The organism is Paenibacillus sp. 19GGS1-52, from assembly GCF_022369515.1.
GTDB lineage: Bacteria > Bacillota > Bacilli > Paenibacillales > Paenibacillaceae > Paenibacillus_AQ.
On sequence record NZ_CP059724.1, the window covers coordinates 362565 to 380530 of the forward strand.

Genomic DNA, 17966 nt, shown 5'->3' on the forward strand with positions numbered 1-17966 from the left:
GGGTATAGAATGGAGCATAAGAAGACAAATATCAGGCTGACTATCTGCGGTTTATTACTGAGTCTTATTCTGGTTGCACTGGATCAAACCATTGTTTCGACAGCGATGCCAACTTTATTACAGGATTTTGGGAGGTCAGATTTAGTCGAAGGGGCAACGGTCTACATCATTTACTTTATTGTTGTGCTAGCTATGATGCCCCTGTTTGGAAAGCTGTCGGAGTGGTTTGGATATAAGCGTTTGTTCTTATGGGGTCTCGTTCTGTTCATCATTGGCTCTGCTTTATGCGGCACAGCGCAGAGTATGAACCAGCTTAATCTATATCGTGGCCTTCAGGCTATAGGTGGCGGGGCTGTGCTGCCGCTTGTATTCCTTATTATCTTTAACATTGTACCAACTGTGAAACGGAGAAAGCTACGTGGGTTATTGATTATTCTCTTTGGCTTGACAAGTGCCTTAGGGCCGCTTGTGGGGACATTTCTCACCGATCTTTTGACTTGGCGCTGGATTTTCTATATCAATCTTCCGCTCGGCGGATTGGCTTATCTATGGGTACTTAGGTCTTTCCACGATGAAGTGGCTGCTACCAATAAACTATGGAAAAATTGGGCAGGAACAGTAATCCTGATCATTACGAGCGTTACTGTGGTCTTTTGGCTAGAAATCATTATCGTATATGTGGGGTAGCATCTCCCTCAACTGTAGTGAAGCGTAAGCATCCGTGTAATCGCGGATGTTTTTTTCTGGTTAGGGGTAGGAAGCCCCAATGCTTCGAATTCGACCTGCTGGCGCATTATGTTACACTAAAGATAAGATAATCCCATGAATTGGGGATGCTAACTGCAATTAAGGATGGACTACTATAACAACTATGGGGGTATGGATATGACAGAAATCAGCTACACCGCCTCGCATCTTGAGACACCAGAACAGCTGCATGTTGCGCTTGCCGAAATTGCTAAGTGGGAGAAAGATCAGCATAAACTCATGATCTGGGATCGACTTTCCCGCCTTCCCTTCAAGCTGCTGGATAAGATTACACCACAAATTATTCATGAGAAAATTGGCTTGCTGCTAGACGAGTTGGGAAGTTATATCCAGAACGGCGGCAACTACCTGGTTTCTCAGGGCAGAGTAGGTAACCTTGTGGCTGCTCACAGTCGTGCCCAAGGAGGACTGAATACCGGTCCCTTTCCCCTAGCGGTGATGAATTCGGCCGCACTTCAGCTATCTCATAGCCGCCGCAATATCGCCACCGCGCAGGGAGCGACCACGGGTTTTGGGGGCCTGTTCACACTTGCAGCGGATATTCCGGCCATTCTGGGTCTGTCGCTGAAGGTTATTCAGGAGATTGGTCTCTGTTATGGTTACGATCCTAAGGAGAAGGCGGAACGGATATTCACGGTGAAGGTCATGCAGTTTGCCTCCTCGGATATCGTGGGAAAGCGGGCGATTCTGGAAGAATTGAACCTGCAAGCTGGCGGAGATGGGGATATCTCTAACGGGACAAGCAGCGCTGTGTCGAAGATACAGGGCTGGAGAGAGGTTGTTACGATGTACCGCGACAATTGGGGCTGGAAGAAGTTGCTGCAGACTATTCCAGTGGCGGGGATGTTCTTTGGTGCCTACACCAATCGAAAGGCATTGGAGGATGTCGCCGAGGCCGCGCGTATGTTATATCGGAAGCGAAGAATTCTGGAAAGGTTAACGCAGATCGAGAGCAAGCAGAGTGAATTGTAGGCGACAGAAGTTATCAGATGGAGGCATATATGTTTATTCAAATTATTGGCGTAGGCAAATTGAAAGAGAAGTATTTGGTGGACGGCATCGCGGAGTATGCCAAACGGCTAACGCCCTACCTCAAGTTCCAGATCATTGAGGTGGCGGATGAAAAAGCACCGGACTCGATGAGCGAAGCCGAGGTCGCTATTGTGAAGGCGCGCGAGGGCGAACGCATCCTCGCGCATATCAAGAGCGAGGCGCATGTCATTGCGCTCGCGATCGACGGCAAGCTCTGGAGCTCGGAAGAGCTTGCCGCAGAAATTGACCGGCTCGGCACCTACGGGACGAGCCATGTCGTCTTCATCATCGGAGGGAGCCACGGGCTCTCCGACGACGTCATGCGCCGTGCGCAGCAGCGCATGAGCTTCGGGCGCATGACGCTGCCCCACCAGCTCATGCGCCTGGTCCTCACCGAGCAGATTTATCGCGCGGTGAAGATCAATCGGGGTGAACCGTATCACAAGTAGGGCGAAATGGTTGACTAGCGAGTTGGAAGGTATTCCAAATTGTGCAAGTGGTTGTAATGTCAAACATCGTTCACTGCGGTTTTTTGTAATACTGCGCTTATCATTTTTTTGTATATTAAGTAGGGAGAAGGATAATAAAGGAAATATTAAAGGAATGATTGTCAGGTGGAAACATCCGATCCAGTAAGATACATTGATTTTACAGACCCTGCGGACTGGGAATCGTGGCTCGCCAATCATTACGATCGGCAAGAAGAGGCTTGGCTTAGAATCGCCAAAAAGGATTCGGGCATCAAGTTGATCACCATTCCAGAAGCGCTTGATGTTGCTCTCTGTTATGGTTGGATCGATAGTCACCGTAAAGGCGAATGGAAGATGGGACGCAGCCTATGAATCACAGAAGAGCGCAACGATTCCGCCTGATCTCGCAGCAGCGCTTGAACAGCATGAACAGGCCAAACAAGCTTTCAGCCAGCTCGACAAGACCGCTCAATACGCAGTCTTCCTGCCGCTTCTGAAGGCAACAACGGCGAAGAGTCGGACTACTCAACTGCAAAAGGCGATAGCTAAACTAGAAGCCGTTCGATAACTTTGTTTTGCCAATAGGTGGGATATGTTGTTTTATTCCGATGCTTGGAAGCTTAGTTCTTTCTTATATTGCAACGGTGTTTTGCCAAGCACACGATTAAAGTCCGTAATGAAATGTTGTTGACTGCTGTAACCAAGATCATAGGCCATATCCGCCCAATCGGGGTTGTCATATTCACGAATGAATCTCGCTGCCTCCAACAGTTTATTCCTCTGGAGCTGCCACTTAATCCCGATTCCGATATAATCATGGAAAAGCTGTTGGAGCCATCGCTCGCTTTTGCCAATCCTTTGAGAAACATCCCCGACAGTCTGCAAGCGATCAGTTTCAATCGCAGTAATGATTCGGTTAATAATTTCGATGTTAGGGTCATATTGCGGGTCTTGTGCTTGTAGGAGTTCAGCAAGGGCGCCGACGGCAGCTTCGTCATGTAATGACAGCGTATTTTCAATAAAAGTCTGACCCGCCTCGGCAAACACTTGCTGTAATGCAATCGTCTCGTTGTGTAAGCCTGCCAGCGATCTGCGCCAAAAAGCGTGGAACGCGCCTGGTTTGAATCGAGCGCCGATGATTCTTCCATTATCCGCCGCCTCGTAATCCCGTTTATCCCGGAATGAGCACTGGATACCTGATTCATTCTCAGACAAATATACATCGACATAGGGTCGGTGCATGACTTGCTCCGAAATGTAGGGCTGCCCCGTCGTGTTATTCCAATGTATGGTCCAAAAGTGGTTAACGAATGGCGTTAAACTGACCGGAGGCACATAGGTTTGAAAGATGATATGCCGCTCGAAACCGACAGGATCAAGTTTCCCGCCCGTTTGATAAATATCAACGGATTTCTGTAATACAGTTATGATCATCATCCCCTATCATTGAAATAAAAGTATATACCAATTGACCTAAAAAGGAGCTTGTTTAGAATGACAAACACATCTACTTTACGAGGTATGGCAAATGTAAGTTTCTGGGCGGAGGATCTCAAAGCTGCAAAAGAATGGTACACGAAGCTATTGGGTGTGGAGCCGTACTTCCAAAGTCCGAATCCTGAGAACCCTGTGTACCTCGAATATCGGATCGGCGACTTTCAAGACGAGCTAGGCATAATTGATAAGAAATATGCACCCAACGCAGCTAGCTTGACGGGGACGGGTGGAGTTACACTATACTGGCATGTGGATGATGTTGTCGGAATGCTGAAAAAGTTGAAGGAACTGGGAGCCACGGAATATGAACCTCTTACGGAGCGCGGTATTGACTGGATCACGGCATCGGTCGTGGACCCTTTTGGAAACATCATTGGCTTGATCCACAGTCCGCATTATAAAGAAATGTGGAATTCCACTTATAAAGCATAACCTTGACTCCAGCTGGCGTCGTTATCCAAACGATGTCAGTTTTTCTATGAAACGAATTCAATTTTCTCAATTCTACATTACTGCATGTATTTTCCACAAGCTGACGAAAGAGAAATAAATTTCGCCGTTAGAACGATACGGTGAACCATATCATAAGTAGGGGCAAGTTCATTGGGGGAGGGAAAAGAATGGTCAGAAGCATACTTGAAGACGGACTATTGATTATTTCTCAATGTAAAAGCATAACTGGAGATATTTGGGGAGCGCACTTTGGGGCTGCGGCGATTGCAGGTTATTTTTTTGTAAAAGAAAACTCGATGCCTGTTGATACCGTAAACAGAATTAAGGCTCAATCCGAGGCGATGCTCGATAAACATTCATATATAGGAACAGCTCAACCCGTGGTAGGAATGGATTCTGGGGATGCGGAAAAGATGATCCTGGAATCATTGGAGCTCGTGATCGATGAGCTGCATTGGGTCGGACACAATGTTATCTATGCAGCGTTAAGTTTGTTGGCCATTCAAGAGCTAGGGGGGTGGGGGACGAAGGATGAAATCCAGGGAATCTCCACATTGATTCGCTCTTTTGAAAAATCAATTCCCGGGAGATCTTGGCTCGGTTATTCTATATCTGACGTGAGGAAATTGGAGATTGATGAGAACGATCATTTTCCCGCTATTGTGAATGCTGGGCAGTTGTCAGAATTGATATTAAGTGAATTGTCTTCTTTTCGTACCATTTATAGAGCGGAAGCTCATCACGATTTAATAGGCCATATGCTGACCTTCTCGCATGCGCTGAATGTTCTGTTCGATCTCGGCCATGTAAGCTATTTTAAAAGAGGACTTCTCCCGCTTTTTAAATTAGTTAAAGTACTTCGAGCCAGTCACAATCTTGAACCGGAGAACCCGATCAAATTAAGCTCTCCTGTTGATCATCAACCGCTGATTAGGGCAAAACGGTCTGAATGGCTGCCGATTGAACATGTGTATTGGTGTATGGATTACGCCAATCATGACTGGGATTTTGGACATGTATTTAAATTCCCATTCAGTTTTTATAATCACCTTAATAGAGTTCCCTCCCGAATGACCCATGCCACTGAAAATTTTCGATACATTGTTTATAACCAATCAGGCTGAAAACTTGCCCTTTCAGCTATCGCGGTGAACCTTATCATAAATAGGGCGAAATTTTCAACATGAAGAAACGTCATAATATAGTTTGGAATTTAAAAACCTTCTTATGTTCTTTTCCCCAACTTAATTGAAATTCAACATTTTTTAAAATATTGATAATTTCATTTTTATTAGTGCTTTTGGTTTTAATGAGGATTGAAATAGCAGTAGTTGAATTAGAAAAAGGAGAAATCTCAACATATTGAACATCTCTTGAATAAAGGATGATCTGATCATTAATTTTGGGTAAAGGTAAAATATCAAGGGTTAAATTGGTTGCAGTTTTATAATTTATATTTTTAAAAGTTGTGGTAATGGTAGCGAAGATATACTCTGAACTATTTCCTAAAGTTGTAGGTTTTTGTAATGTTACAAAACCATCTGGAATTTGCGTTTCAACTTTTGTTTTCAAATCGATAAATGCTTGTTCATCAGTTGAAGCGGACTCAATGACCAGGCTAGTCTCTTTAACAACTGGTTTTAGAAATTTGAAAGTTATAAAACCATTGTTTAAAGAATCTATAACACCGAATATTACTATAATTGAAAGTAAAGCAAAAATTACTCGTTTGATAGGAATCCCTCCTTAATTATAAAAGAGGTGCAATTTATGCACCCCTCTATATTATATTATTCAAAAGAAGTAAGCCAAAAATCTCTTCCATTAAAATCAGAACTTGAAATAGGTTTGTCCACAATATCTAGATTATTTGGGCCTGAGTGAAGCGGCGGAATATGTTGAATCAGGCAAAAACTCCGACGGAAAAGGCAAAGACCGCAGTGGTCAATCCCCTATACTAAGAGTAAACATTCTACCGATAGGAAAGGGGCTTTTTGAAAATGCGAGTATTGGTTACAGGGGCGACAGGCTTCATCGGAGGGGCGGTCGTTCGCGAACTGCTGGATGCCGGTCACCAAGTGGTTGGTCTTGCCCGTTCTGAAAAAGCCGGTAAACGGCTTACGGCATTCGGTGCCCAGGTCCAAGTCGGTTCGATTGAGGATTTAGCAGGCTTGCGCAAAGTGGCTGCTGCAGTAGACGGGGTCATTCATTTGGCCTTCTTCCACAAGTTCTCGCATGCGGGCCTTCCAACTCGGCTTAGGGTTTTATTCGGCGGGAATCCTCGTCATGTGGTGATGCGGTTTATGAAGGCTGCAATTGAGACCGACACGCGAGCCATCGAGACACTTGGCACCGCCTTGCCCGCCGGTGACCGGGCGTTTGTCGTCGCGATGCCTACGATGACGCTTACTCCCGGCCGTCTCGGAACGGAGGACAGCGCTGGGGATCCACAATCCCCAGGTGGATTACGCATCATTTCTGAACATACCACCTTAGACTTGGCGAATCGGGGGGTACGTCCCTCGATTGTACGCCTACCACCGATTGTACACGGTGAAGGCGATAAGACGGGCTTGTTCCCAAATCTAGTGAACAATGCGGTGAGCGAAGAGGGCATTCCGTTTCAAGAGATCGCCACGGCTTTGGGCCTCCATCTGAACTTGCCGGCCCAAGGCATTGGAGTTGAAGAAGCAGGTAAACATTTCGGATGGCTTGCACCCTTCACGAAAACGGATAATCCGGCGTCCAGTGTGTTGACGCAGAAGCGTTTGGGATGGGGTCCAGTACATCCTACCCTTTTAGATGATATTCGGAAGGGTTATTATTTCTAACTGTAAAACGAAGATGGATGTTTCGTGGAAGGGGAGATTTCGTTGTTGATTTCAGTGACACGGGTGCGAGTGAAGAGCATGTGGGCGTTCCCGTATTTTATCTACCACATCGTCCGGTCAACGAAGCAACTGAATATGGCTGCGGGCTTGCTCTATTCCGACCTCACACGCGACAGTTGGAGAGTAGGCTGGACGATGTCGGTATGGGAGAACAAGGATCGCATGCTGGAATACCGCAATCACGGCAATCACGCCAAGGCCATGCGGATCTCACGCCGAATTGGCGATGAATTGGAGGCCGTCCACTGGGAGGCCGAAACTATTCCGAGCTGGGAGGAAGCGAAGATCCGTTTGCATCAAAAGTACGGCAGGAAACTTGACCAGAACAAGCGGTGAATTTGTGTGTCCCTTTCGACCCCTAGCTGGTGCTTCAATCGAGAAGATCGGTATTGACCCTATAGCCACTATAGAGTGTAAAGGGGCAACAGCTTAACGGTGCATCAACGGAGGAGGATAATTCATATGGGAAATAAGATGATCCGAGCACTCGTTCTCATTCTCGCATTTTCGATTGCCGGATACGCAATTGTTCAGTATGGCGTGCTTAAAGCTAGTGATGCAGGACTTGTCTCTTTCAAATTGCAAAAGCCGAATTTTGAACTCAAACCATGGATATATGTACTATACATCCATATTTTTACCGCGATAGTTGCCTTGATCATAGGACCCTTTCAACTATTTATGAAGCCAATGAATGCTAGGAAACGTTGGCATCGCCTATTGGGGTATGGATATGTTCTTTTGATTACAGTTAGTGGGATCGTGAGTGTGTATTTATCCCTTTTTGCCACAGGAGGTTGGATTGCCGGGCTTGGGTTCATGTCGCTCGATGTATTGTGGGTTGCGACGACGCTTACTGCAACGAGGAAAATTATGGCCAAAGACATCCAAGCTCATAAAGCATGGATGCTTCGCAGTTATGCGCTTACTTTTGCAGCTGTCACGCTTCGAATCTGGTTAGCGCCGCTGGCTCTTCTGTTTGGCGATTTCGAGGCGGGGTTTCGGGTTGTCGCTTGGGTTTGTTGGATTCCAAATCTGCTCGTTATAGAAGTCGTGATTTCCAGAATGAGGTTGCGGCAGCGGCAATGATTCACAACTGCCATGCCATGCCAAAACGATCCGTAAAACCGCGCATCCATGGCGCGGTTTTATTTTGCGTACGGTGGAATGTTGTTCGTGCCGCGCCCCCAATGACGCAGGTTTTACGATGAAAAGCTAGTATGGAAGGAAAATCGTCTCGACTGGACGAAAGGAAAGGGAGAGGAGTGCTCAAACGGAGGATACGGAAGGGGACTTTGAAGGAAGTATGATCCCTTCACCCGATAGGACATGGTGGCGGGACTTTACTTGGAAGTGAAGCCAAACGAGAAGGTCATGTTCACCTGGGGCTGGACCGGATCGGACTCGTTTCCGCAAGGCTCCAGCACCGTTGAGATTCAATTACGAGAGCAGAGCAACGGAACTCAACTGATCTTAACGCACGACGGTTTACCGGTTTCGCGCAGACGTACGCATCGGGCCGGATGGAATTACTAGCTAGGTCGATTAGAGCTAGTCCTGCTCGGGTTGGAGCCCGGCCCTGATACGTTCGCCATATCAACCACCCCTTTCTTAATGATAAAGAGGATATTCGCTCATCGTACTTCCTTGAAGATGTTGCAACTGAGTTTGATGTCCAGGGTTAGAATTAGATTGGACATGCTTTGCATGGGATGCTGATCTAAGATTAACTGAGTTTATAGGCTTCGAGGAAATTTAAATTTAGCCGTTATAGTGTGTAAGGTGAACCGTACCCTAAATAAGGGCAAGTTTTTTTGCGGAGTTCCTTGCGGGGCATAGATTTGTATATATGTGTGTAGGTTTCAGGGCTATGGTTACGCTGAAAAGGTGCATAGGACTATCGTATTTTGAGTGAAACATCCTCGTCACATCCCACGGAGGGAAGAGGACTATGTACTTAAAACTTCTTGAATCAGTTTTAAGTTTAACGGAGAGAGTTGCACATCTTTATAACGATTGTTCAGCATCATGATGTTACCATATGGTTGGTAATCAATTATAAGTGTTTTTACATATTTTTTACCTATAGATGCTGTTAAACTGTATGTATATTTGTACTAAAGGTGGGGGCATTATGGGGAATATCATGGAAAGTAAAGTATGCCAATTAATTTCTTTAATATCTACGGGTGCGAGGAATTATGTACATGATGCATTTATCAATCAAACGATAACTCTTGTTCACTATGAAGAATCACATGATAATCATGGTGTTTTTTGTGTGGTTGAGAATGTAGATTGTATTATCGCGTATGCAGCCTTTTCTCGATATAGTCATGATGAAACCTTGATAAATCTTATGGCGAAAAGCCTACAAAGACATTTAGACCCCAATGAAACAAGGGAAGTTTGTTTTAACATATACGGGTGTAATGAAGAAATAGTTGTGCTTGCAAAAAAACTTGGTTTTGCGACCGATATGGAAGGCTTTCAGCTACAATACGATTTTAGTAAGGAAAATAAGACGCTAGAGATGGCTCCACTTGTTGAAAAGGGATTTTCCTCAGCTATGCTTGATGATTTCATTCAACTGTTCGACAAAGCCTATTATAATTTGAAAGTTGAAAATGGTTGGAACACAGAAACACCATCAAAAGATGCTTTCTTACAATCCATGCTAAGTTACGAATCAGAAGATCGGGTAAGATCTTTTTGGATTGAGGATACTTTAATTGGGGCCTATATTATAGCAGGTGAGTTCATTCGAGATTTTGTTATACTCCCTGAATATCAGAATCGTGGGTATGGAAGTCTGATGTTGAAAAATTGTATTCATCGAATGGCGAATATAATGGGTATGAAAAAGATTTTTTTGCGTGTGGCAAAAACAAATAGCGGGGCCAAAAGATTTTACGAAAGAAATGATTTTATAGAGCAGTCTAATTTCGCTGAGCATACATTTGTTTCAAGATGACACCTTTCAATCTGTCGAACAAATCGATATCAAAGAAAGGGCCATTCCGCAAAGGATGGCCCTAAAAAACTTGCCGTTACAGACTGCGCGGGCTAACTTATCTTATTTTAAACATTTTATAGACCAAACGGTCAAACATTCTATCGGACAAGATTTTTCGCATGAACAAAGCTAATTTGGCATTGCCCGCCACATATCTTGTTTTCGGTTTTTTGGATTGAATTGCGGTTAAAACCAATCGTGCAATAACATCAGGGGAAAATTTACTACTTGGATTCTCAAATGTTTTTATAAAGGCGGCGGCCATTTTACTATAGGCTGTATTCCCTGAGGTTTTCTCCACATGCTCAAATGCAACCCCTAACCATTCACTTTCCGTTGCTCCCGGCTGGATAATGACCACATCGATACCGAAGGGTTTGACTTCCAGACGAAGGCAATCGGAGAATCCTTCCAGGGCGTGTTTTGCAGCGTGGTACCATGCGCCGAGCGGAGTGTAGATTTTCCCGCCGGCAGATGAAGTATTGATGATTTTCCCTGATTTTTGTTTTCTCATCTGAGGGAGCACCAATTGTGTCAAACGGCTTAATCCAAAAAGGTTAACTTCGAATTGGCGCCGTGCCTCTTCCATCGGCACATCTTCGACTGCTCCGTAGGAACCGTATCCCGCATTATTGAACAAAATGTCGATTCTACCCTGTTCCTGTATGATGCGATTAACGCCATTTTTCATGGATGTTTCATCCGTGACGTCCATTTCCATAATATGTGCGCCTTTGGATTCGATGTCCCGCATCTGCTCCACACGTCTGGAGGCCCCATAAACAATGAACCCTTCCTGTAAAAGCAACTTTACGGTAGCTTTACCTATCCCTGCCGATGCACCAGTGACTAAAACAACACCTTGCGTATTCAATGCGCATTCCTCCTCGTTTCTTCTCAAACAAATATCCCTTATTGACGTGACGTCACGTCACTTAAGGCCATTATAGTGTACTCTTTATGGTTACGCAAGATTTTTATGCTATAATTTTTTTCGAAGGGAGACTAAACTAATGGAATTTGATCGGGTACGAAATGATACACAGCGAAAGATCAGAGTGGAGCAAATTAAAAATGCAGCTATTAAGCTCTTTGATACAGAGCAATTTCATGAAATTGATTTAGCTAAAATCGCAAAAGAAACCACGTTTACGCGTGGCAATCTATATAAGTATATTTCTTCAAAAGAAGAAATTTTTCTTCTTGTCGTTCTGGATGAATTCAAGGATTGGATTAGTGACCTTAAAAAAAACTTCACTATTGAAATGACTCATGAAATCCAGGCTTTTTCACAAAGATGGGCAGAGGTAGTGTATCGGCACCAACGGTTCCTAAAGTTAATTTCAATGCTTTTTACAATCATCGAGAGGAATGTGACTCTGGAGAAGCTTGTTAGCTTTAAAAGCCAATTCTCCATTGAAACGGTTGATTTAAATCATGTAATTAAATACGTTTTCCCTGTATGGGATGATAAAACGATCGATAAATTTTTTCGGGTGCAAACGCACTATTTAATTGGATTATTTCCGTATACATCACCAACACCGATCCAAAAAGAGGCCATGGAGCAGTTGGACATAAATTATAAATCTCTTGATTTCATTAACGAGTTTTCTGAGTTCATTTCCTTTACGGTGAGTTATTTAAATCATAATCTGAAGGTAAACAAATAAGTGCAGTACCCGTATAGTAGCAAGCTGCCGATTCACAGCATCTCAGGAGGCGAAGAGTGCGGAAGCGAGTGGAATGGACCCGGAAATCGCTGGGCCTGTTCACCGGGCTTTCGCCTTACCGTCTATCTCTCGTACAGCAAGGTGAGATCTGGATACCAGTAAAGAAAAAGTAATGATTGTCTTAAGGATACGATAGTTGAACAAAGCGAAAGGGCCATCCCGCAAAGGATGGCCTTAAAACTTGCCGTTACAGACAGCGCGAGGAACCGTATCACAAGTAGGGCGAAGTTTTTGTGGGTTTTCTCTTGGTTGGTCCTTAAACAGCTTCGGAATCTATCGGGTATATCTTTCCTTACCTCGGGAATAAAAACTTGTTAGCGTCGTTATTTTGGGCTTGTTTGGGTTTGTTATAAGGGAGTGCTACCAAGTGAGTGAATCATTTTGAATTATTGGACCAGGGAGAAGGCATTAAACTATAATAAAAGCGACGACAGAGATATTGTTTCGCATGTCGAAATTCAGTAACGATGGCAACTGATATGTAAAGATTTCAGTTGGGAGTATAGCAAAAAAAGATTAAGCTGATAGATCGATTGCTGAGAAAGAGGTTATCGAATGTCTTTAGAAAATGAAAAAATCAAAATACTCGGAGACTTTTTAAGATCCCGCCGTGAGCGGATTAAACCGGATCATGTTGAGATGGTCGGCCGCTTTGGAAGAAGAAGAACGCCGGGATTACGCAGAGAAGAGGTTGCTCATCTCGCGGGAGTAAGCATCACATGGTATACCTGGCTGGAACAAGGCAGAGTCATCACCACCTCAAGAGAAGTAATTGAGAGTATAGGAAAAGCCTTGCAGTTGTCTTCAGAAGAACATCTTCATTTGCTTCGCTTGGCAAATTACGGCGGTGATGGGGACTCTTCCCCTCACAGTGAGGAAATAAATATAGGGCTTCAGAACATTATCGATCAATTGCACTATCCTGCGATCATCGCAAACCTTCGAACTGAAGTGTTGGCCTACAACCGGATGGCTTCAGAAATCATTGTGGATTTCCATGCGATTCCTGCTGAGAATCGTGTGATGGCACGCTTGATATTTACCCACCCAAACCTCCGCAACCAGTTGGCGAATTGGAAGGAATTTGCCGATTTCACCTTAGGGGTATTTCGTTCGTATTTTGACCAAAAAGTAAACGATCCTTGGAATGAGGAATTCGTGCGGCAAATGTGCAAGGAAAGCGAGGAATTCATGACGTTATGGCGTTTGCACGATGTGCAGCAGAAGAAAGCCATACTTTACACGTTTGACCATCCCACCGCAGGGCGATTATTCTTTCAATTGAACACCTTTTCTCATATTAACGGCAATCAAAATCTACACTGCTGTGTATTTACTCCCGTCGCGGGTACCGATACTGAGCAAAAACTGGCGGATATTCAGAAATAAGCCTGTTAGTCTGGATACCTGTATAACTGCAAACAGGTTACCTTCTTGGGCATCAATTATAATGGACCTATACCAAATATAGGAGGTTATCGAAATTGAAAGCTATAATAATTGATCAACCCGGAGGACCTGAAAGTTTGAAACTTCATGAAAAGCCTGATCTGCAACCAGTACCCGGTATGCTGACCATTGATGTCGCTTATGCCGGTGTAGGTTATTTCGAAGTGTTACTGAGCCGCGGTGATTTCATTTCCGCTTTTCCGATGCCGCTTACTCCTGGCTTGGAAGTGTCAGGGTATGTACGTGCCATGGGGGAAGGAGTAGAGGGCTTCTACGTTGGACAACCCGTTGCCTCGATGACACTGCATGATCTTAACGGCTTTGCATCAATGGCGAATGTGCGGCCGGATCTAACGGTTCCGTTGGATCAATTAGGAGCCGACCTCGACTTAGCGACAGCGGCAGCCTCCATTGTAAATCTGACGACCGCTTACCTCGCCATAAAAGATGTAAATAGAATGAGAACGGGAGATAATGTACTTGTTCATGCAGCGGTTGGTGGGCTAGGCAGCTATCTGGGGCAAATGGCGAAACGTCTGGGGGCAGGAAAGGTATTCGGAACAGTCGGAAGTGCCGAGAAAGTGAAGTTGGCAGCATCCCTAGGATACGACGAATTATTTCTCCGAACCGATTTTATAGAGCAAACCCTTCGGGCAACCGGAAAAAAAGGCGTTCATGCCGTCTTTGACCCTGTCGGGGGAAATATGCGCAAACAAAGTTTAGAGGTACTTCGTCCTTTGGGGCAATTGGTTGTAGTGGGAAATGCAAGCGGTGAAGAGGATGTCATGCATTCTTTTAATCAAATATGGTTTTCCAATAATCAGTACGCAGGCTTTACATTAGGTGGATATAGCGACAGTAATCCTGTGGAGACCGGAATAGCGGCGCGAGAAGCATTAAGTATGCTGGCAAGAAAAGAGATACATGCGGAGATTCAAGGGGTGTATCCTCTGGAAAATGCTGCAGAAGCACTTACTCTCTTGGAAAAGAGAAACACAGTCGGAAAGCTAGTTTTGAAAATGTAAGCCTGAAGCTTTTACTTGATTTCAGCATAAGGGCTTTGACATAGGGCTATGAGATTCAAAGTTCCCAGGGGATGGTGAAATATGGATTGCTACACTATGGGTCCCCACAGCAGAAAGTCCCATCGGCTCGAACGGATGGGGCTTTCTTTTCTCATCAAAAATATCTCGATCTTGTCGACCTGGTGCTTTTCGTCTGGATACTGAGATGCAGTGGCGTCAGCTTGCGTCTCCTTTTCGTTGTGGATGTCCCAAGCGCGGTGAACCATATTACAAGTAAAGCCAATTTTTTGGTGAGAAGCCTTATAGTACATGGGAAAAGGCTACTGTGAAAGTTCATATGCCATGAATAATATTTCTCGGTGAGAGGGCTCCAATATATATCGACCATCTTCTTCCCAACTAATGATCGTATTGTTGATTCAACATAGCTAGTAGTGTAGACTTTTTATTGCGGACAACTGAGCTTTCGTAAACACCAATTAAACCCTGTACCAAACAATGAAGGGCACCCAAAAGGGTGCCTTTAAATTTCGCTCTGTAGATGTTACGGTGAACCGTATCATAAGTAACGGCGAAAAAATTGTAAATTGGTTGGATATGGGGAAAATACAACCTTTGAAATCAAAGTCTAGCAACTGAAGTGCCTCAGCTTGACCTGGAGCCCCTGGCGAATCTAGAAAAACATGTGAGATGGGCGATGTATCGACACCTGACCCTATTCACACCCCACCTTACCCCACACTTTAACAAGCCACACAAAGGAGAATGTCCATCGTAGGTGTTCTCTTTTTCATTACGCATGATATTCTATTGCCTCTCTTAGTAAGCCCGCGTCACTTCCTCCATGCGCTGGGTCACAGCATCATGCTGCTCCATCGGGATAAACTCAAGGATAGCTATGGTGATGCAGCTCCATGTTACGGAGAACGTATCACAAGTACTACAAATTTTTTTTAATTTATGGATCATAAGGAGGAAAAAATGACTGAATTATTAGCTCCAGCAGGAAATATGGAGGCTTTGAAAGCTGCAATTACTAATGGTTGTGATGCAATATACTTGGGAATGCAAAAATTTGGTGCACGTGCATACTCATCTAATTTTGATTTAGAATCGTTAAAAGAGGCTGTTACGTATGCGCACCTGAGGGACGTTAAACTCTATGTTACAATGAATACCATCGTTTTTGAAAATGAAGTTGAAGAGATGAAAGAGCAGATACATGAATTAAATAAAATCGGTGTTGATGGCATTATCGTCCAGGACCTGACTGCTTTCGATTATATCGTTAAAAACTTTCTTGATATGGAAGCACATTGTTCAACTCAAATGGGAATAGACGATTTAGACGGAACTTTATTATTTAAAGAACTTGGTGCTAAAAGAGTTGTTCTGTCCCGTGAGGTTGAGATTGAAAAAGTAAAAGAGATCAAAAAAATTGCTGAGATACCTTTAGAAATTTTCGTTCACGGTGCTTTATGTGTATCTTATTCGGGAAACTGTCTAATGTCAGGATTACTCGGCTATAGATGCGCAAATCGCGGAAGATGTGTGGGTTCATGCCGTAAGGATTATGAGCTAATGGATAAAACAACAGATACATCTTTAGGGAACAGCTATATTCTATCTACTAAGGACTTAAACACAATCGATTACATCCATGATTTAAAAGAAATCGATTCTTTAAAAATCGAAGGCCGAATGAAAGTGCCTACGTATGTTGCTAATGTTGTATCCAAATATCGCATGGCCTTAGATCATAAAATAACCGAAGAAGATAAAGAAAATCTGAAGAAAACATTCAATCGAACATTTACTAAAGGATATTTGTTTCACGAAGATAAGAAAGATATTACAAACATCTTAAGACCTAATCACTTTGGTTATGAAATTGGAACAATCAGCAAGATTATTAAAGATACGTATGAAATAACACTTACACGTCCTTTAAATCAGAACGATACCATTCGAATAAGTCACAACAATGAAGATGTTAATTTAACTGTTGTAAAACTGTACGATAATGAGGGCGAATTAATCAACAAAGCAGAAGATGTCTGCTATTTCAAAATCAAAGAAAAGATGTCTGAGGGAGATTTAGTATATAAAACGAAGGATTATTTCTATAACAAAGAATTAGAATCATCACTGGAAAAAGAATTTAAGCGGTTTAACCTCGATATTAGAGTATATGCATGTCCTGATTCAAAGCTTTTCATAGATGCGGAGGGCTTAGGCTTTAATTATTCATATGAAAGCGAGGAAATACTAGGCGAAGCCATTAATAATCCAACAACGAAGGACCAGGTAATCAAGCAATTTTCAAGATTAAATGATACGATATTCGAACTTAATCACGTTGAGTTTGAGGAAAACAATGCATTTATTCCAGCTAAACTGTTAAATGCAGCAAGAAGAGAGATTGTCCTGGGCTTATATGACTTAAAGCTTAACAGCCAGAAGAAAAGAACCAAGGCTTTGGAAGCAAAAGAAAAAATAAGCTTTGCCCCTGTAAAACCATACCTTACGGCCTCTGTAACGACTAAGGAGCAGTATGATGCTTGCGTGAGCTGTGGAATTAAGGAAATCTATTTTAAAAACGTTGTTAGAAGAAATCAGATTGATTATAAGGAAAAAGAAGGGCAGTTACTAATCGGAGGATATGGTGGAATTTATCACTACAGAGAAACGAATCCGTTTGTTACGGACTATTCTCTAAATGTTGTTAATGCTACTAGTTGCTATGAATTATATAAATTAGGTGCACAACGAGTCACTTTATCTTATGAATTGAATAAGAGCCAAATTGAAGATTTAATGAATGCCTATTATGAAGAAAATGACGGCTATCCTGCACTGGAAATGATTGTATATGGTAAGGTTCCTTTGATGTTTACAAAATATTGTCCGATGAAAAAAATGAATCAATGCAGAATTTGCAAAACGAAGAGCTATGAGTTAAAAGATGAGCACGGAACGTTCCCTATCATTTCCCATAATGATTGTACAACGACTCTCCTTAATGGGAAGACACTTAATCTTTTAGATGAGCTACCAAACATCAAAGGAATCGAGGCGCTCCGATTAAACTTCACAGTTGAATCAAAAGAGCAGGTTGTGAAAGTCATTAATATGGCGTCAGGTAAATTAAATGGCTCAATGAATAATGCTGTCTTTAATCAGGAAACAGACACAAGAGGACATTTTAATAAAGAGATTGTGTAGGTAGCCAAAGGGATGGTTCTGGCGAAGAGTATTTCTTTGATGGATTTGAAAGATTAATCGTGGAAATGATTTTCGTATTGCTGACCAGTATATCGCTGTCTTTCTTGCTAATCGTTCAGCTTAACATAAAAGAACAAGAAAGAGCCGTCCAGTACTGGGCGGCTCTAAAACTTGCCCCCTCCCCGTTAACGATATAATTCAGCTCGCCGACAAATACCACAATCTCCAGTCCAGGATTAAAATCCTTATGTATCAGCAGCAAAAGATCAATTAACGATATCTACTATTCTTTTGCATTTAAACCACTTAATCCTGGTCCATTCTATAGAAGGATACCAACGAAATGTAACTCGTAATCGGTATTTTAGTGGGTTATGGTTAAGCGAACAGCAAATCGAAAGGAGAGT

20 protein-coding genes are annotated in these 17966 nt (G+C 43.2%); 17 read left to right on the top strand and 3 right to left on the bottom strand.

Annotation, left to right across the window (positions count from 1 at the left end; genetic code table 11):
• The first annotated feature begins 9 nt into the window (after positions 1 to 9).
• From H1230_RS01725 to H1230_RS01745, 5 genes are all read left to right on the top strand, one after another.
• Entirely contained in the window at positions 10 to 687 is a 678-nt protein-coding gene (locus tag H1230_RS01725; RefSeq protein ID WP_239713944.1) for an MFS transporter, read from the top strand.
• A 198-nt stretch (positions 688 to 885) separates the two neighbouring features.
• Positions 886 to 1740, top strand: coding sequence for an EcsC family protein (locus tag H1230_RS01730; protein ID WP_239713945.1), 855 nt, complete (start codon positions 886 to 888; stop codon positions 1738 to 1740).
• 29 nt (positions 1741 to 1769) lie between these two features.
• Positions 1770 to 2249, top strand: a complete 480-nt coding sequence (gene rlmH / locus H1230_RS01735) for a 23S rRNA (pseudouridine(1915)-N(3))-methyltransferase RlmH (protein WP_239713946.1) — start codon at positions 1770 to 1772, stop codon at positions 2247 to 2249.
• 165 nt (positions 2250 to 2414) lie between these two features.
• Positions 2415 to 2642 carry a YdeI/OmpD-associated family protein gene (locus tag H1230_RS01740; protein WP_239713947.1) on the top strand — a complete coding sequence of 76 codons (228 nt, stop codon included), beginning with the start codon at positions 2415 to 2417 and terminating at the stop codon, positions 2640 to 2642.
• Positions 2587 to 2838 carry a YdeI/OmpD-associated family protein gene (locus H1230_RS01745; protein WP_239713948.1) on the top strand — a complete coding sequence of 84 codons (252 nt, stop codon included), beginning with the start codon at positions 2587 to 2589 and terminating at the stop codon, positions 2836 to 2838. The genes H1230_RS01740 and H1230_RS01745 overlap by 56 nt, the downstream gene beginning before the upstream one ends.
• Before the next feature lie 32 nt (positions 2839 to 2870).
• Here H1230_RS01745 and H1230_RS01750 read toward each other — a convergent pair whose 3' ends face one another.
• Positions 2871 to 3707 carry a helix-turn-helix domain-containing protein gene (locus H1230_RS01750; RefSeq protein ID WP_239713949.1) on the bottom strand — a complete coding sequence of 279 codons (837 nt, stop codon included), beginning with the start codon at positions 3705 to 3707 and terminating at the stop codon, positions 2871 to 2873.
• Between the two features lie 57 nt (positions 3708 to 3764).
• Here H1230_RS01750 and H1230_RS01755 point away from each other — a divergent pair, with 57 nt between their 5' ends.
• Both H1230_RS01755 and H1230_RS01760 read left to right on the top strand, forming a co-directional pair.
• Complete coding sequence (locus H1230_RS01755) at positions 3765 to 4199, top strand: VOC family protein (protein WP_239713950.1); 435 nt, start codon at positions 3765 to 3767, stop codon at positions 4197 to 4199.
• 188 nt (positions 4200 to 4387) lie between these two features.
• Complete coding sequence (locus H1230_RS01760; protein WP_239713951.1) at positions 4388 to 5344, top strand: hypothetical protein; 957 nt, start codon at positions 4388 to 4390, stop codon at positions 5342 to 5344.
• Positions 5345 to 5414: 70 nt separating this feature from the next.
• Here H1230_RS01760 and H1230_RS01765 read toward each other — a convergent pair whose 3' ends face one another.
• Positions 5415 to 5792, bottom strand: a complete 378-nt coding sequence (locus H1230_RS01765) for a hypothetical protein (protein ID WP_239713952.1) — start codon at positions 5790 to 5792, stop codon at positions 5415 to 5417.
• A 428-nt stretch (positions 5793 to 6220) separates the two neighbouring features.
• On the opposite strand from H1230_RS01765, the gene H1230_RS01770 reads away from it, so the two are divergent.
• The 5 genes from H1230_RS01770 (at position 6221) to H1230_RS01785 (ending at position 10085) form a co-directional block, all read left to right on the top strand.
• Entirely contained in the window at positions 6221 to 7051 is an 831-nt protein-coding gene (locus H1230_RS01770) for an NAD-dependent epimerase/dehydratase family protein (protein WP_239713953.1), read from the top strand.
• Between the two features lie 54 nt (positions 7052 to 7105).
• A complete protein-coding gene (locus tag H1230_RS01775) occupies positions 7106 to 7447 on the top strand; it encodes a DUF3291 domain-containing protein (protein WP_239717017.1) in 342 nt (113 codons plus the stop codon).
• Between the two features lie 126 nt (positions 7448 to 7573).
• A complete protein-coding gene (locus H1230_RS01780) occupies positions 7574 to 8200 on the top strand; it encodes a DUF2306 domain-containing protein (RefSeq protein WP_239713954.1) in 627 nt (208 codons plus the stop codon).
• A gap of 240 nt (positions 8201 to 8440) precedes the next feature.
• Entirely contained in the window at positions 8441 to 8647 is a 207-nt protein-coding gene (locus H1230_RS31570) for an SRPBCC domain-containing protein (protein WP_481857109.1), read from the top strand.
• Positions 8648 to 9245: 598 nt separating this feature from the next.
• The gene (locus H1230_RS01785; RefSeq protein WP_239713955.1) at positions 9246 to 10085 is read left to right on the top strand and encodes a GNAT family N-acetyltransferase; all 840 of its coding nucleotides are present in this window, start codon (positions 9246 to 9248) and stop codon (positions 10083 to 10085) included.
• 97 nt (positions 10086 to 10182) lie between these two features.
• Here H1230_RS01785 and H1230_RS01790 read toward each other — a convergent pair whose 3' ends face one another.
• On the bottom strand, positions 10183 to 11001 hold the full coding sequence (locus tag H1230_RS01790) for an oxidoreductase (RefSeq protein ID WP_239713956.1): 819 nt from the start codon (positions 10999 to 11001) through the stop codon (positions 10183 to 10185).
• A gap of 139 nt (positions 11002 to 11140) precedes the next feature.
• Between H1230_RS01790 and H1230_RS01795 the strand changes: the two genes are divergently transcribed.
• From H1230_RS01795 to H1230_RS01815, 5 genes are all read left to right on the top strand, one after another.
• A complete protein-coding gene (locus H1230_RS01795) occupies positions 11141 to 11800 on the top strand; it encodes a TetR/AcrR family transcriptional regulator (protein WP_239713957.1) in 660 nt (219 codons plus the stop codon).
• 615 nt (positions 11801 to 12415) lie between these two features.
• Positions 12416 to 13249: a helix-turn-helix transcriptional regulator gene (locus H1230_RS01800; protein WP_239713958.1), complete on the top strand. Its 834-nt coding sequence runs from the start codon at positions 12416 to 12418 to the stop codon at positions 13247 to 13249.
• A gap of 95 nt (positions 13250 to 13344) precedes the next feature.
• Positions 13345 to 14334: a quinone oxidoreductase family protein gene (locus tag H1230_RS01805; RefSeq protein WP_239713959.1), complete on the top strand. Its 990-nt coding sequence runs from the start codon at positions 13345 to 13347 to the stop codon at positions 14332 to 14334.
• Between the two features lie 765 nt (positions 14335 to 15099).
• Positions 15100 to 15291, top strand: a complete 192-nt coding sequence (locus tag H1230_RS01810; protein ID WP_239713960.1) for a hypothetical protein — start codon at positions 15100 to 15102, stop codon at positions 15289 to 15291.
• Between the two features lie 24 nt (positions 15292 to 15315).
• A complete protein-coding gene (locus H1230_RS01815; protein WP_239713961.1) occupies positions 15316 to 17559 on the top strand; it encodes a U32 family peptidase in 2244 nt (747 codons plus the stop codon).
• Positions 17560 to 17966: the final 407 nt, after the last annotated feature.

What these genes read in the sequence shown, in the direction of transcription:
- H1230_RS01800 (WP_239713958.1), top strand. Translation starts at nt 12,416, where the DNA reads ATGTCTTTAGAAAATGAAAAAATCAAAATACTCGGAGACTTTTTAAGA.
- H1230_RS31570 (WP_481857109.1), top strand. Translation starts at nt 8,441, where the DNA reads ATGGTGGCGGGACTTTACTTGGAAGTGAAGCCAAACGAGAAGGTCATG.
- H1230_RS01770 (WP_239713953.1), top strand. Translation starts at nt 6,221, where the DNA reads ATGCGAGTATTGGTTACAGGGGCGACAGGCTTCATCGGAGGGGCGGTC.
- H1230_RS01780 (WP_239713954.1), top strand. Translation starts at nt 7,574, where the DNA reads ATGGGAAATAAGATGATCCGAGCACTCGTTCTCATTCTCGCATTTTCG.
- H1230_RS01795 (WP_239713957.1), top strand. Translation starts at nt 11,141, where the DNA reads ATGGAATTTGATCGGGTACGAAATGATACACAGCGAAAGATCAGAGTG.
- H1230_RS01730 (WP_239713945.1), top strand. Translation starts at nt 886, where the DNA reads ATGACAGAAATCAGCTACACCGCCTCGCATCTTGAGACACCAGAACAG.
- rlmH (WP_239713946.1), top strand. Translation starts at nt 1,770, where the DNA reads ATGTTTATTCAAATTATTGGCGTAGGCAAATTGAAAGAGAAGTATTTG.
- H1230_RS01755 (WP_239713950.1), top strand. Translation starts at nt 3,765, where the DNA reads ATGACAAACACATCTACTTTACGAGGTATGGCAAATGTAAGTTTCTGG.
- H1230_RS01760 (WP_239713951.1), top strand. Translation starts at nt 4,388, where the DNA reads ATGGTCAGAAGCATACTTGAAGACGGACTATTGATTATTTCTCAATGT.
- H1230_RS01750 (WP_239713949.1), bottom strand. Translation starts at nt 3,707, where the DNA reads ATGATGATCATAACTGTATTACAGAAATCCGTTGATATTTATCAAACG.
- H1230_RS01815 (WP_239713961.1), top strand. Translation starts at nt 15,316, where the DNA reads ATGACTGAATTATTAGCTCCAGCAGGAAATATGGAGGCTTTGAAAGCT.
- H1230_RS01785 (WP_239713955.1), top strand. Translation starts at nt 9,246, where the DNA reads ATGGGGAATATCATGGAAAGTAAAGTATGCCAATTAATTTCTTTAATA.
- H1230_RS01725 (WP_239713944.1), top strand. Translation starts at nt 10, where the DNA reads ATGGAGCATAAGAAGACAAATATCAGGCTGACTATCTGCGGTTTATTA.
- H1230_RS01745 (WP_239713948.1), top strand. Translation starts at nt 2,587, where the DNA reads ATGGTTGGATCGATAGTCACCGTAAAGGCGAATGGAAGATGGGACGCA.
- H1230_RS01810 (WP_239713960.1), top strand. Translation starts at nt 15,100, where the DNA reads ATGTCCATCGTAGGTGTTCTCTTTTTCATTACGCATGATATTCTATTG.